The 14167-nt window shown below is 70.9% G+C and carries 14 protein-coding genes; 6 read left to right on the plus strand and 8 right to left on the minus strand.

The window, feature by feature from the left end; genetic code table 11:
- Nucleotides 1-123: 123 nt before the first annotated feature.
- From ABD093_RS18085 to ABD093_RS18095, 3 genes are all read right to left on the minus strand, one after another.
- Nucleotides 124-1191 carry an alpha/beta fold hydrolase gene (locus ABD093_RS18085; RefSeq protein ID WP_343926229.1) on the minus strand — a complete coding sequence of 356 codons (1068 nt, stop codon included), beginning with the start codon at nt 1189-1191 and terminating at the stop codon, nt 124-126.
- Between the two features lie 84 nt (nt 1192-1275).
- A complete protein-coding gene (locus tag ABD093_RS18090) occupies nt 1276-3258 on the minus strand; it encodes a GMC oxidoreductase (RefSeq protein WP_343926231.1) in 1983 nt (660 codons plus the stop codon).
- 88 nt (nt 3259-3346) lie between these two features.
- Nucleotides 3347-3997 (minus strand): response regulator transcription factor, encoded by a 651-nt coding sequence (locus ABD093_RS18095; protein WP_343926233.1) that lies wholly within the window; start codon nt 3995-3997, stop codon nt 3347-3349.
- Nucleotides 3998-4126: 129 nt separating this feature from the next.
- On the opposite strand from ABD093_RS18095, the gene ABD093_RS18100 reads away from it, so the two are divergent.
- The 6 genes from ABD093_RS18100 to ABD093_RS18125 all read left to right on the plus strand — a co-directional run bounded on the left by ABD093_RS18100 (nt 4127) and on the right by ABD093_RS18125 (nt 11113).
- On the plus strand, nt 4127-5314 hold the full coding sequence (locus ABD093_RS18100) for a sensor histidine kinase (protein ID WP_193115922.1): 1188 nt from the start codon (nt 4127-4129) through the stop codon (nt 5312-5314).
- Nucleotides 5315-5432: 118 nt separating this feature from the next.
- Nucleotides 5433-5708, plus strand: a complete 276-nt coding sequence (locus ABD093_RS18105) for an SHOCT domain-containing protein (protein WP_343926235.1) — start codon at nt 5433-5435, stop codon at nt 5706-5708.
- Nucleotides 5709-5986: 278 nt separating this feature from the next.
- Complete coding sequence (locus tag ABD093_RS18110; protein ID WP_193115920.1) at nt 5987-7138, plus strand: hypothetical protein; 1152 nt, start codon at nt 5987-5989, stop codon at nt 7136-7138.
- Nucleotides 7135-8004, plus strand: coding sequence for an endo alpha-1,4 polygalactosaminidase (locus ABD093_RS18115; RefSeq protein ID WP_193115919.1), 870 nt, complete (start codon nt 7135-7137; stop codon nt 8002-8004). The genes ABD093_RS18110 and ABD093_RS18115 overlap by 4 nt, the downstream gene beginning before the upstream one ends.
- 445 nt (nt 8005-8449) lie before the next feature.
- A complete protein-coding gene (locus ABD093_RS18120; RefSeq protein ID WP_343926238.1) occupies nt 8450-9685 on the plus strand; it encodes an MFS transporter in 1236 nt (411 codons plus the stop codon).
- Nucleotides 9686-9799: 114 nt separating this feature from the next.
- The gene (locus ABD093_RS18125) at nt 9800-11113 is read left to right on the plus strand and encodes a hypothetical protein (RefSeq protein WP_343926240.1); all 1314 of its coding nucleotides are present in this window, start codon (nt 9800-9802) and stop codon (nt 11111-11113) included.
- A 49-nt stretch (nt 11114-11162) separates the two neighbouring features.
- Here ABD093_RS18125 and ABD093_RS18130 read toward each other — a convergent pair whose 3' ends face one another.
- The 5 genes from ABD093_RS18130 to ABD093_RS18150 all read right to left on the minus strand — a co-directional run.
- Entirely contained in the window at nt 11163-11660 is a 498-nt protein-coding gene (locus ABD093_RS18130; RefSeq protein ID WP_343926242.1) for a hypothetical protein, read from the minus strand.
- Between the two features lie 38 nt (nt 11661-11698).
- On the minus strand, nt 11699-12085 hold the full coding sequence (locus ABD093_RS18135; protein WP_193115915.1) for a hypothetical protein: 387 nt from the start codon (nt 12083-12085) through the stop codon (nt 11699-11701).
- Between the two features lie 96 nt (nt 12086-12181).
- The gene (locus tag ABD093_RS18140; protein WP_343926244.1) at nt 12182-12880 is read right to left on the minus strand and encodes a CPBP family intramembrane glutamic endopeptidase; all 699 of its coding nucleotides are present in this window, start codon (nt 12878-12880) and stop codon (nt 12182-12184) included.
- 170 nt (nt 12881-13050) lie between these two features.
- Nucleotides 13051-13860, minus strand: a complete 810-nt coding sequence (locus ABD093_RS18145; RefSeq protein ID WP_193115913.1) for an ADP-ribosylglycohydrolase family protein — start codon at nt 13858-13860, stop codon at nt 13051-13053.
- 105 nt (nt 13861-13965) lie between these two features.
- A partial coding sequence (locus tag ABD093_RS18150) for a hypothetical protein (RefSeq protein WP_343926246.1) occupies nt 13966-14167 on the minus strand: 202 nt, incomplete at its 5' end.

A 14167-nucleotide genomic window follows, 5' to 3' on the forward strand; every position in this document is an offset into this window, starting at 1 on the left:
AGCCTTCGACACGAGAGGGACGACGCCCCGACGGGAGCGCACGGGAAGAGTACGCCCGACCGCTCGCCCCACGGCCCTCCACGTGACGTGCAGGACACGACCCCGATCCGCTCAGCCCACGGCTCAGCGAGCGTCGACCTCCTGTACGAAGCCGTCGACGAGGGCCGCGATCTCCCGGGGATGCTCGCCGCTGATCGCGTGGGAGGCCCCTGGGATCACGTGCACATGGACGTCCGGGATCAGGGAACGAGCGGTCTCCGCCGCCTGCTGGGGGTCATGGATGGTGGAGTTCCCGGCGATGATCGCGAGGACCGGTGGCTCGCACTGCGCCAGCAGCTCGGGGGCGATCAGCGCGGGCTGCGGCAGGGCCATGCGGAAGTGCTGCATGCCCGCTTCGATCATGCGGGCCACCGGCAGGTCCTCCACCTCGATGCCCCCGGAGAGGTGCGAGGTGAAGGCGTCGCGCCATGAGCGCGGGAACCACGGCAGAGACGCCGGGATCGAGCGCACGATCGTGCCCGGCGGGAGCGGGGCGAGCGTCATCCCCGGATCGAGCAGGGTCATGCTCGCCACCTGCGCGGGACGGCGCACTGCGAGCGCGGTCGCGGTCCGGCCGCCGACGGACAGGCCTAGCAGGTGGAAGGACTCCTCCGGGAGAGCCGCGAGCACCTGGTCGAGCCAGGTGGCGATGTCGTCGTCGCTCGAGATCGGGCGGTCCTGGACGCTGAGACCGGGCTCGCCGAGCAGGTCCAGGGCGTAGACATCAGCGGTGCGGAGCAGGTGGGGGATGGTGTCGGCCCAGACCGGGGCACCCGAGCGGGTGCCGGGCAGGAGCAGCAGCGGACTGCGGGAGGTGCCGGTCCCGGCGTAGCGGTACACCCGGACCGTCCCGAACCCGGTGGGGACGTCCAGCGTGACGTCGGGCTCGGGAAGCTCGGCGAGGGTGGCCTCGTACGCGACGAGATACTGCGCACGGCCGGCGGCCGAGCGCCATCTGCCGACGGGGGCGGGGCGGGATCGCAGCTCCCTCACCACGGCCAGGCCGGCGCCGAGGAGTGTGGCGCCGAGGGCCATGGCGGTGAGGGCGATCGGGCGGCTCGTGCGGCCGTCGCCGCGTCGTGACGGGGGAGCGGGGCGTTGGCGGTGCGGGCGGTCGACCATGAGGGTCCCAACGTCGGGGTCTTCGAGCACGGGTGCGCCTGCGTCCCTGCGCGCCCGTTCACGTCACGGTAGGCGAGTCGCGCGCAGCTGTCCTCCCCCTTTCGGAGGATCCCCTCAGCCCGCCCGGACGATCCCCTCGCTGATCCGCAGGGCGTTCGCGTAGATCGTGAGCACCGGGTTCGCGCCGCCGTTGGTGACGTGCGTGGATCCGTCGGCCACGACGATGTTCCCGTGCCCCCACACCCGCCCGTCGGGCCCGACCACCGAGGTGCCCGGATCGACGCCCATGCGGCAGGTCCCCGCCTGGTGCTGCCCGCCGCTGGGCGGGGTGGGCAGAGCCATCGGAGCCAGCGGTCGCACGTCGATCGCGCCGGCTTCGCGCAGCCAGTCGGCGGCGCGGGCGGAGAGCAGGTCCCGGCCGCGCAGGTCCTCGGCGTGGAGGCTGCCGGACAGGCGCACGATCGAGCGGCCCAGACGGTCCCGCCGGGCGGGGTTCACCTGCACGCGGGAGTCGGCGCTGGTGACTTCCTGGATGGGGCCGACGACCTTGCCCAGGCGGAGCATCGCCCGTTCCATCGTGGGGGAGCCGACGGGGGCATTGGCCGGGAGGAGCCCGCTCTGGCGCAGCTCGCGCTGCGTGCTGGCGGGGGTGGGCACGAATTCGTCGGCCAGGATCCCGCCGCCGATGATGCCGTCGTTGCCGTGGCGGTGATCGGTCGTGGAGATGTCGACACCGGGGCCGCGCAGGTCCACCACCTGCTCTGCGAACAGGGCGGCCGCACCGCCGTAGGCGTGGCCCTGCAGGTGCCGGCCCACCTGGTCGGTGTCGTTGCCGAGACCGCCCGGGTGCCGATCGCTCGCGCTGTCCATCAGCAGGCGGGCGCTCTCGATCGCCCCGGCGGCCAGGACCACGAGCTCGGTGCGGATCGTGCGCCGCCAGAGCGTGCCGTCGTGCTCGCCGACGAGGTCCACCGCTGTGGCGCGGCCGCCCGGGCCGACGTGGATCTGGGAGGCCTGGGCCGCGGGCAGGAGCGTCGCGTTCCCGGTCGAGAGCGCCGCGGGGAGCGTGGTGTTGTGGCTGCCGGCCCGAGCCCCGACGGGGCAGTCGACGCCCACGCACTGCGCGCAGCGGATGCAGGCTGATCGCCCGGCACGTTCGCGGGTGTTGATCAGCAGCGGCACCGGCTGGGTGCCCCAGCCCAGGCGCTGGGCGGCCGCGCCGAGCAGGTTCCCCAGGGGTGAGCGCCCGAGAGGCCCCATGGGCAGCGGCGCGCTGCGTGGCCCCTCCCACGGATCGGTCGACGGGCCGCCGCTGACCCCGAGCATCTGCTCCACACGCGTGTAGTACGGCTCGAGCTCGTCATAGGTGAGCGGCCAATCCGCCAGGGAGCTGCCCTCGGGGACGCCGTAGGTGCTGGCCATCGCGAGGTCCTTCGGGCCGAAGCGCCAGGCCTGCGCTCCGTACATCCGGGTGCCGCCACCGATGGTCATCGCATTGTTGCTCCACAGGCCCGCGCCCGCGCCGACGTCCCGCCACGGGCCGTCGCCGAGCATCACCTCGCGCACCTCGGCGTCCGGCCCGGGGCCCGAGTGCGGGAACAGGCCGCTGCCGGAGCGAGGGGTGCGCAGATGGTCGGTGAGCAGGTCGCTGCGGCGGGGGAGGTCGCCGCGTTCGACGACGAGCACGCGGCGGCCCGACTGCGCGAGGGTCTGCGCCGCCATGCCGCCGCCGGCGCCCGAGCCGATCACGATCGCGTCGTACTGCTCGGTGATCGTCTGCGGGGTGGCGAAGGCGGAGTGCTCGAGCAGCAGCGGCTCCTGGCGGTCCCTGCCGGGCGCGGACCAGGAGTCGACATGTGGCGCGAGGTCGGGGCCGGCGTTCTCCGGCGTGAGGCCACGGGCATAGAGCAGATCGCCCACGAGGGCGCCGGCGTCGGGCGCTCCGGACAGGATCCGCTCAGCCCACCCGACCCCCTCTGCCTCCGCACCTCGCAAGGAGACGAGCATGTCCCCGAGGACGGCGGGGCGGGCCAGCGCAGGATCCAGGGCGTCGGTGAGGAGCGAGCGCAGCTGCTCGTCGCGGCCATCGGTCGGCATGGGAACTCCGGTGCTCTCGGGAAGGGGATGCAGCTGATCCGTCAGCTCACCGTAGTCTCCGAGGCCTGCTCGGTTCCGCCGACACGGGTCACGCCAACCCCGACTGGTAGGCGAACACCACCAGCTGGGCGCGATCCCGGGCACCGAGCTTGATCATCGCGCGGCTCACGTGGGTGCGGGCCGTGGCGGGGCTGAGCACGAGACGCTCGGCGATCTCCTGGTTCGACAGCCCTTGGGCCACGAGTCCCACCACCTCGGCCTCCCGCGCCGTGAGATCACTGATCCGCGGGTGCGGGGACAGGGGTCGGCGCTGCTCGGCGACGAACTCGGCGATGAGGGTGCGGGTGACGCTCGGGGCGAGCAGCGCCCCGCCGTCGACCACGGTGCGGATCGATTCCAGGAGCCGCGCCGGCGGGGTGTCCTTGAGGAGGAAGCCGGCAGCTCCGGCGTGCAGCGCCTCGAACACGTACTCGTCGCGCTCGAAGGTGGTCAGCACGATCACGCGCACGGCGGCGAGCTCGGCACGCGCCACGATCCGCCGCGTCGCCTCGATCCCGTCGATGCCGGGCATGCGGATGTCCATGAGCACCACATCCGGCACGGCGCGCACGGCCTCGTCCACGGCGGCCAGCCCGTCGGCCGCCTCGCCGGCGACTTCGAAGCCGTCCTCGGTCTCCAGCAGCGTGCGCAGGCCCAGCCGCACCAGATCCTGATCATCGACCAGCAGCACGCGGATCATCGGGGTCCTTCCCTCGTCTCGGGCACCAGTATCCGCGCACAGCAGCCGCTGCGCGTACGCAAGGGGACGTACACCGCCGTACGCACGAGAGTCGGCGACGGGTCCGGCGGCGTGGAGGACACTTGCCCCATGAGCGCGCGCCCGGGACCTCCGCATCTTCGCGACGTGCTGCTCGCGCTGCCCGTGGGTCTGCTGGTGCTCGTCTCCCTGCGCGTCGCAGGACAGTGGGGATCGGGCGACGGGCCGGGCAGCAGGTGGGGACCCGCAGGCGACGGCGGGCCGGGCGGCGGGCCCTGGAGCTGGGTGTCCGCCACGGTCCCCGATGGCTGGGCCTACCTGCTCGCGGGCCTCGCCGTGCTCGCGGTCGCGCTGCGCCGCTGGCCGATCCCGGCCTTCGCGCTCGCCATCTGCTCGACCTCGCTGTTCCTGGCGCTCGGCAACCCTTTCGGCCCGATCCTCGTCACCGTGCTGGTGAGCGCCTTCGCCCTCGCCCGCCGGGCGCCGCTGCCACGTTCGGCGATCGCCGCGGGGATCGGGATTCTCCTGCTGCTGGCCCACGCCCTGGTTGCCGCCTCGCCGATTGCTGCGCTCACGGCGCTGGTGAGCGCGCTGCCGGTCTCCGCCTGGGTGGTGGTGCCCTACTGCGTCGGCCTCGCCAGACGCCTCACGCTCGAGGCCCGTTCCCGACAGCGCGACGAGCGTGAACGCACCGCCCTGGACGCCGAGCGGCTGCGCCTGGCCTCAGAGGTCCACGACGTGGTGGGCCACGGCCTCGCCGCGATCCAGATGCAGGCGGACATCGCCCTGCACATCGCCGAACGCCGCCCCGAACAGGCCCGTGAAGCACTGCAGGTGATCAGCCGGGCCAGCGCCGAGGCGCTCGCCGAGCTGCGGGCCACCCTCGCCGCCGTCGCCCCGGAGGCCGCCTCGACCGACTCCCACGCCCCCACCCCGGGAATCGACCGGCTGGAGGCGCTGTGCGGTCGGATGCGCGAGGCCGGGATCGACGTGGAGCTGCAGCTGACCGGGGAGCGTCGGCCCGTGGCACCGGCGGTCGACGTCGCCGGCTACCGGATCGTGCAGGAGTCGCTGACCAACGTGGTCAAGCACGCCGCCGAGCGCAGGGCGACCGTGCACCTGACCTTCCGTGAGCAGGAGATCGAGCTGAGCGTCACCAACGCCGCGCCGCACCTCGCGGAGTTCCGCGACGGATTCGGGATCGCTGGGATCCGTCGCCGCACAGCCGATGTCGGCGGGAGCGTGGAGATCGGGGCCGACGACGGCACGTTCTCGGTGCACGCCGTGCTCCCCGGCTGAGACCCGTCGGCCCCGGCACTGCGCCCGCTGACGTAGCCGCGATGCCGCTTCCGGGCAGATGGCCACGGCGTCGATCCGCAGGAGGGTGGGATCACCATCAACCGAGAGGATCCCTCCCATGATCACCCAGACCATCACCCAGCTGACCGTAGGCGGCCCGTACGGCGACGGCGCCTGGAACGGACCGCACTTCTTCTTCCCGTTCTTCCCGCTGCTCTTCCTGCTGCTCGTCGCCGCATTCATCATCACCGGAGCGGTGCGCCGACGCCGCTGGCACGCGGAGGCTCCCCGCCGCGACGCCGAGTCGACGCTCGGGGAGCGCTACGCCACCGGGGAGATCGACGAGGACGAGTTCCGCGCTTGCCGGGCGGTGCTGCGCGAGAAGACGAAGTAGCGGGACGTCTGCGGACGAATCCAGCAGCGGCCACGGCGTCGCGGGACTCCGAGGAACGGGCGCGAGGCGTCACGTGATCCCCGTCGTGCCGCGGCGCCCGTGCGGTCCACTCGCCGACGGCCGGACTGCTCAGGCCGTCCCGAGCACCCGTTGCAGCACCTCGCCGCCGCCGGCGTCGTCGCTGGTGGGGTCGGAGTATCCGGGTAGGAGCGAGGGGAGGGGCGAATACGATGGCGCGGTGATGATGATTCCCTTCGACTGCTGCGAGCGCTGACCCGGTGTCCGCGAACGAACGGTTCTACAACTGGCCGCCGGTCAAGGGCACGCTCTCCGTGGCGCTCCTGCTCGGAATGGGGTGGCTCGCGCGCGGGATCGACGACCTGGCCATGATCCTGGCCATCGAGGCCGTGATCCTCCTTGCCGCGGTCTACGTCTGGTCGACGACGCTGTCGGGGTTCCTCCGGGACCTGCGACCGCCCGACGGGCCGGACGGCCTGCTCACCGTCGCCTCGCGGCCGCGCCCCCTCGCGGTGGCACTCTCGTGGGCCGGCCTGGTGCTCACGGCGGTCGCGACGCCGATCGCCGGGGCGGCCTTCGCCGGGCCCGCCCCTGCGCCGCTGAGGGCCGTCGTGCTCGCCGCAGCTCTGGCGGGGCTGATCGTCGCCACGGCGCTGCCGAGCCGCAGCCGGAGGAGGTCGGCGCGCGCAGGCGGCATCGGCGTCTCGACGCGAGGCGTTCGAGTGATCTCCACGGAACACCCGGACGAGGAGCCGGAGCCGTTCCCGGAGCTCTCTGCTCGGCGACCGGAACCCGACGAGATCCGTGAGTCGCTGGGCCGCCTCGAGGCGCTGGTCGCACCCGATGTCCGCTGGCACCCCGGGGCGCGCGAGGCCGTGGCGCGATGGATGACCGAGGGGTTCCTGCCCACCCTCGTGGAGACCCGCGCCCTGCACCTGGACGCCGCGTGGTCACCGGATCCGCGCACTCGCGAACCCACTCGAGCAGTGCGGTGGGGGCGCTTCGTACGCTCACTCTGGATGGCGCTCATCATGGCGTTCTTCGGAGTGCTCCTGTTCGGCGCGCTGGTCATGGAGGGAACGCTGCGGGACGGGAACTGGTTCGTGCTCCTCGCCTTCGGGTGGATCCCTGTGGTGGGGGTCCCGCTCTTCGTGGTCCAGGCGATCCGGGCGGTGCGCCGGGAGCGGCATGACGCCGGCGTGAGCCGGCACGGATGGTTCGATGTGCTGCACGATCGAGGTCTCATCCCCTTCGACCAGATCATGGCTCTGCGCACTGCCGAGGACGGCCTCGAGGTGCAGCTGGCCGGTGGCACGCTGATCTATCCGACGCTCGAGGACACGCTCGCCTGTGCACGCCGAGCCGCACGAGACTTCGAGGTGCCGTACGAGATGACACGCCGGAACTCATGAGCATCACCCCGGAGAGGCAGGCCCGAGTCACCCGAGCGACGGCCGTGCTCCTCTCCCTTCTCGCCCTCGCCGCCTGTGCGGGGGCGGAGGCCCCACAGCCGTCGGCCCCGCCGACCGACGCCGCGGATGCTGCGGGCGTGGCGCTCCCGCCGTCCACCGGCGGCTTCGACTACCAGCTCGGCGGGGCCTATGAGGCCGACGTCGCCGTCGTGGTGCGCGACGCGAGCGCGCAGCCGCAGCCTGGCGCCTACAGCATCTGCTACGTCAACGGCTTCCAGACCCAGCCCGACGAGGCTGCCCTCTGGCTCGATCATCCCGAACTGCTGCTGAGCGATGCCGCCGGTGACCTCGTCACCGACCCGGATTGGCCGGACGAGTACGTGCTGGATCCCTCGACCGCTGAGCAGCGAGCAGGGATCCTCGACCTCCTCGAACCTGTTCTCACCGGCTGCGCCGAGTCGGGATTCGACGCGGTGGAGATCGACAACCTCGACACCTGGACCCGCTTCGACGCGATCGACGAGGACGGCGCCCGGAGCCTCGCCGCACGGTACGTCGAGATCGCCCACGCCTCCGGCCTGGCCATCGCCCAGAAGAACGCCGCGGAGATCGCCGGGACGGCCCACACCGAGCTCGGCTTCGACCTCGCGGTGACCGAGGAATGCGGCAGATACGACGAGTGCTCCGCCTACACGGACGTCTACGGCGAGCACGTGCTGCAGATCGAGTACCCGGAGAGCCTCGCCGAGGGCGGGTTGAGCTTCGCCGACATCTGCGCGGATCCGGACCGGGCGCCGCTGACGATCCTGCGCGACATGGAGCTGGTCGCGAGCGGCGAGCCCGGGTACCTCTACGAGAGCTGCTGAAGCCCCCACGGCCGGTAGCTCCGGGAGGGTGGACAACGAGAGGAACGTTCCCGCGGGAACGCTTAAGGGACACGATCCTATAGGTGGACCACCTTCCGATCGCATCGCCCCTACAGCTTTCGGGGGCCTTTCGCACCCCGACACCCTCTGTGCTGGGCATATGCGGAGCGACGCGGAAAGGCGATGAGTGATCTTCTTGACATCGCACACAAGTCCTATAGGATCCATGAGTCGTGTCGTGGAGCACAGTGCGACGAAAAGACCGACGAGGTCTTCCACCCTCCACGGCACCCCACCCTCGATCACTGCTGTCCGAGAACGGACCGCGCCCGCAGCGCGGCATCGCGCCGCGGCACCCTGTCTACGAAGGAGTATTCAGCCGATGACATCGACGTCCACGACGCGAGCGAAACGACCCGCGCGGAAGTACCGTGCAGTGCGCAACATGCGCTTTCTGATCCTGGGATGGCTGCTTCTCGCGGGTCTCCTGAACTACCTCGATCGCAGCTCGATCTCGATCGCGGCGCCCTTCATGATGGAGGAGCTCGGCCTCACCAACACCGACATCGGCCTCATGGGGGCCGTCTTCTCCTGGACCTACGCGTTCTGCCAGCTGCCTGCCGGCTATCTCATCGACAAGGTGGGGCCGCGACGCATGTACTTCGTCGCGATGGGCATGTGGTCTGCTGCCACAGCACTGATGGCCTTCGGTCACACCATGGCGCACTTCCTGACCTTCCGCGTGCTGCTGGGCATCGGCGAGTCCCCGAACTCCCCGAACTCGAGCAAGATCGCCACCCAGTGGTTCCCTCGCGAGGAGCGCGGTCAGGCCGCCGGCATCTGGGACTCCGGATCCAAGTGGGGCTCGGCCATCGCTCCGCCCCTGCTCACGCTGCTGACGCTGACTTTCGGCTGGCGCTCGATGTTCCTCATCATCGGCGCAGCAGGTGTCCTCCTCGCCGTGGCGTTCTGGGCCTTCTACCGGGCCCCGGAGGATTCCAAGCACCTCTCCGACGACGAGTACCGCCACATCCTGGCCGGCCGTGACGACGCCACCGAGGAGCCCGTGAAGATCCCTTGGCTCAGGTTCTTCACCTACCCGCAGACCTGGGGCCTGATGCTCGGCTTCTTCAGCACCATCTGGATCTGGAACATCTTCCTGACCTTCCTGCCGCTGTTCCTGCAGAACACCCTCGGCGTGTCGATCGCCAGCACCGGCTGGGTCGCCGCGGTGCCCTACCTGGCGGCAGCCCTCGGTGCGATCTTCGCCGGCCGCGTCACGGTCGTGCTGGCGCGCAGATACAAGCTCAGCTCGATGCTCTCCAAGAAGGTGATCCTGGTGGGCGGCTGCGTCGCGCTCGGCGTGCTCCTGTGCATCGTGCCTTTCGTCCACAACCTCGCCCTGGCACTCCTGGTGCTCAGCCTCGCCCTGGCGATCGTCGCGGCCGCGCAGGCCCAGTCCTGGGCGATCTCCTCGGACATCGTCCCGGACTCCCACGCCGCGCGCTTCGGCGGCATCATGAACTTCGGCGGCTACTTCGGAGGCGCCCTGGCACCCATCGTCACCGGCGTGGTCGTCGATGCGACTGGCTCCTATACCCCGTCGTTCCTGGTGGCCGGCGTGATCGCCGTGCTGGGTGGCGTCTGCTACGGCCTGCTCGTGCGCAAGCCGATCGCCTGAGGACCCGGCCGGCGGGGCGTACCGTATCGGCGTGCAGTTCTCGCTCCCTCTCATGCCTTCGCCCGTCTGCCTCCTGGAACTCGTGGCCTCCGACCGGGCAGGAGCGTGCCGACGATGAGCCCGCGGACATCGATGGGGTGCCTGTCGATCCCGCCGGTGCGCGGAGTCCTCTCCGTGCTGTTCCTGCTCATCCTGGGCGCCGTGCCGTTCGGGGACGGCGACAAGGGAGTCGGGTTCCGCATCGCCGTCACCCTCGTGGTGCTGATGCTGGGCACGATCATCTGGGCGAGCACCCTTACCGGGTTCCACCGGGAGGTGCGGGAACCCCGCCGGCTCGGCGAGGCGGTCATCGTGGCGAACCGTCCTCGTGGCGTCGCGATCGTCGTCTCATGGATCGCGCTCGCTCTGACGGTGAGCGGTCTCGTCGCCGTCGGGATCTTCGCGTCCCTGGACGCGCCGGGCTGGGTGCTCGCCCCCGTGATGCTCACCGTGCTGATCGCCCTCCCGACCGCGACCGCGCTGCCGCGGCTGAGCCGTCTCTACGCGGACGGTGCGGGCGTGGTCGCCGTCTCCCCGTCGGGGCTGATGATCACCCAGGGCCATGACGAGATTCGGCACCCGGTGCCGTGGGAACAGATCGGTGTGGTGCGGCAGGCGCCGTATGCCGCCGCTTTCCTCGGGCGCCCGGCCGACGGGCTCGGCGCGGGGGTGCGCTGGCGCCCCGGGGCGCAGCAGGCCGTGACTCGCTGGGCCGCGGAAGGATTCGCCCCCACAGCCGCAGAGGTCCGTGCCCTGCGATTGGAGGCGCACTGGTCCCCGGATCCGAACGCGCTCGCTCCCTCGCGAAGCAGACGCTGGCTCAACATCGCCAGCCTCGCCTGGGCCCTGGTCGCCTGCATCCTGCTGCTGATCGGCATCCTGGCCGTGATCGCGCAGGGCAGCGATTCGTGGTGGGTCGGGCTGCTGCTGGTGTGGGCCCCGATCCTCGGCATCGCGATCCTCGCGCCCCGCCTGGTACGGGTGCTGCGCACCGACGAGGCCCGCAGCGCGACGATCACTGCGCAGGGCTGGTTCGACATCCTGCACGGCCAGGGCCTGGTGCCCTGGGCGAACATCGAGCGGATCGAGGTGCTCGACCGCCACACCGTCGTGATCACCTGGCCGGATGTTCCGCCGTTCCGCGACCAGGATCTCGGCAACCGCCTGAACCGCCGTCTCGAGATCACGAGCATCGGGAGCCACGGGGCGATCCCGAGCGCCGGGCCCCTGTTCCGCGAGGTCGGCCCGCACAACCTCCCGTACCTGCCCGAGACGCGGGCGTTCGAGCTGGCCGCGGAGGCCGAGAAGGTGGGCGGGGTCGACGTGCGTCGCTCGCCGACGTTCTTCGAGCAGCAGGCCCGACGGTCCGGAGCTGGCCCGCGATCCTGACGGGCTCAGGGGACGCTGGGCTCCTGGACCGAGTTCTGGTACGGCGTGCTCACTGGATGCCGAGCGTCGCCGCCGTGCACGGATCGGCATCCACGCGGGCACCCCAGATGCGCACCTCGCCCTCGGGCGTGATGGTCACGGTGGCCCCGAGCTCGTCGGTGGTCTTCAGGATGGAGCGGCCGCCGTTCGGCGTCACGCTGTCGATCTCCTCGAAGCCGTACTGCGAGAGCACCGGATTGACGGCTGCGATGCGGGGTCCCCACGAATCCTCGTCGGGCGGGGCGGGGAGGCGCTCCTCCGGGGTCCACGTGCCCGGCGTGTACAGGCAGCTCTCCTCGTCGGCCGCGACCTTGCGGGTCTTCGGGGCGAGCACCCAGGCGGTGCCGTCCACCGCCATCGCCGCCGCGAGCTCGGTGGCGACATCCTCGTAGTGGGACACGGCGCCGTCGGCGGGCAGCGGGGGAGCGGCGCCGGTGCAGGCGGCCAGGGACAGCAGAAGGCCGACGGACACAACATGGGTGAGCCGTCGGCCGATGCTGGTGATCATGGGTCCTCCTGAAGCGGAAGGACCCATCATGTCGCGGATCAGCCGCAGGTGTCGCACACTCCGGTGTACGGCATCGCATAGAAGCAGTCGGGGCAGATCGTGAGCTGCTCCTCGCCCTTGACGGGCACCTTCACGCCGGTCTGCACGGTCGAGAGATCGAAGCCGTGGACCTCGGCCTTCGCACGGTCCTCCGGGGCCAGGCCCTCCGGGAACGACACATAGCCGGGGTGGATGTACATCAGCGACTTGCCGGCCTTGTCCTGCACGGTGAGGCTGCCGTTGGACTGGGTGCGGTAGAAGGTGTGCGCTCCGACCCGGTCGAAGTTCTCCTCCAGCAGCGTGACGTCGGCGGGAGACCACTCGGTGTTCCAGGCGAGCGCCTCGTCACGGGTCATCCGGCGGCGGGTGGAGGAAAGAGTATTCATACGTCCAGTAGAGCATGCATGTCCAGGGGTGATGACCAGGCAGGTGATGTCCGAGTTGACGGATCGGGGTGCGCGTGCCGCACAGATCTGACCTGGTCAGCTCGCCTGGACCAGCTGTGCGGCCACCAGGGGCACGAGCAGCGCCGTGAGGTTGTTGAACCCGTGCAGGACCACGCTCGGCCACAGCGAGCCCGTGCGATGGAACAGGAGCCCCGAGGCCAGGCCCACTACGAATGCGGTGGGCAGCACGGGATTGAGGCCATGGGCCACGGCGAAGATTGAGGCACTGAGGACGATCGCGATCCAGGGCCTCATCGTCCCGAGCAGTGCATTGGCGAGCACACCGCGGAAGAAGGCCTCTTCGCCGAGCGGTGTGATGATCGCCCCGGCGGCGAGCGACAGCAGCAGCCCGAGTGCGCCGGCCGCGGCCCCCGCCTGGTAGCTCGACTGCACGTTCTCGGTGAATCCTGTGAGCAGGATGAAGCCGATGGACAGGACCGTGCCGACCACGTAGGCCGCGACTCCGAGACCGGCTCCGGCGAGGAGATGGGGGAGCTTCGCTCGGCGGATGCCGAATGCCCTCAGGCCCCGGATGCGGAGCAGTGCTGCGACGGCGAAGGCGGCCAGCCCCATCGCCCCGGAGACCACGAGCCCGACGATGCCCGCGAGCGCCGGATCGCCGATGCGGGGGAGAGCCACGGCGACGATGCCGAACGCGGCGAGGTAGACGAGGCCGCCGAGGAGGATCTCGGGCCAGCCGGGACGGGTGGGACGCGTCCGCGCGGTGGAGTCCATGCATCCAGTAGACGCTGTGTCCGCACCATCGGGTCAAGAGACGATCGTCGGCAGAACCCAACTGCAGAACAGCATTTGTCATGCGTCGTCCCTGGGACAGCGCTTAATGGCTGTCGTGAGCGGAGGGCCGCGCCGCCGGGACCGTTCCTGCCCCGCAGCGAAGGGGCCGGTCACCCGGCGAACCGCTCCAGCAGCTCAGCGGCGACCAGTGACTCCCTGAGCTCCTGCGGCGCCTCGCGGCCGGAGACGGCGCACAGCGCCCCGTAGACCGCGCCGATCGAATCGGTATCGCCGCCGGCCGTGGTGATCGAGTCCATGCCCTCGAGGAACGACTCCGTCGTCTGCAGGGCGTACTGCGCCAGGTACAGCGTGGATTCGCTGAAGCCGGTCGGTTCCATCGTCGGCAGCAGAGACACGTCGACCGTCGGGACCGGCTCGATCCCGTCGCGGGCGTCGTCGAGGATCTCCAGCAGTTGCTGTGCGTCGTGGACCGCCTTGTCGCTGTGGTGGGTGGTGCGCACCAGGGCTTCGAGATGCTCGGCGCCGTTGCCGCGGGCGAAGACCCCGATCGCGACCATGAGGCATGCGTTGCCTGAGGAGGTCGTCGGCGCGGGGTCGACACCGCGCTTCAGGTCCGCGATCGCGCTGCTGGTCTGGATGCCCACGTCGAGCCTCTCGCCCGCCGGGGTGAACGCCCCGCGCTCCCAGTCGATGAGGTTCTCCCGGTACGCAGCGACCGGATGTGAGGGCGCGCGGCGCAGGGCATCGAGCACCATCAGCACGATCTGGGTGTCGTCCGTCCAGGTCCCGTATGGCGCCTCACCGCCGAGTATCCGCACCGTCGGCCGCACCGCCCCCTCCGGGGTGTCGATGGTGAACGAGCTCGAGGACAGCCCCGGCCCCGGATGCAGGCCCAGCTCGTACGGTGCTCCGAGGGCATCGGCGACGGCGACGGTGCTGACGATGTCCAGACGATTCATGGTGCCCACCTCTGCTCGGGAGTTGTGCGGATCGTACGTGGCGGCGGGCTCCCCGTCAGCGCATCGGCTCCACGGACCGTGCCCCGCTCGGCTCTCGCCCGCCCTTCAGCGGCCCGCGTACGTCATCGACTCCACGGCGGTCTCCTCGGGCTCGCCCTTATCGACGGACCTCTGGGCGGTCCACAGGTCGCCGTCGCCGCGTGAGAAGGTCGCATCGATGGTGTCCTCCGTGAGCAGCTCGGAGCCGTCATTGCGGCTCTTCCCGGTTCGTGGTGATGGGGAGCGTCGCGTCGTTGACGTAGAACGG

Origin of the sequence: Brachybacterium tyrofermentans, assembly GCF_039526165.1 — a bacterium.
GTDB lineage: Bacteria > Actinomycetota > Actinomycetes > Actinomycetales > Dermabacteraceae > Brachybacterium > Brachybacterium tyrofermentans.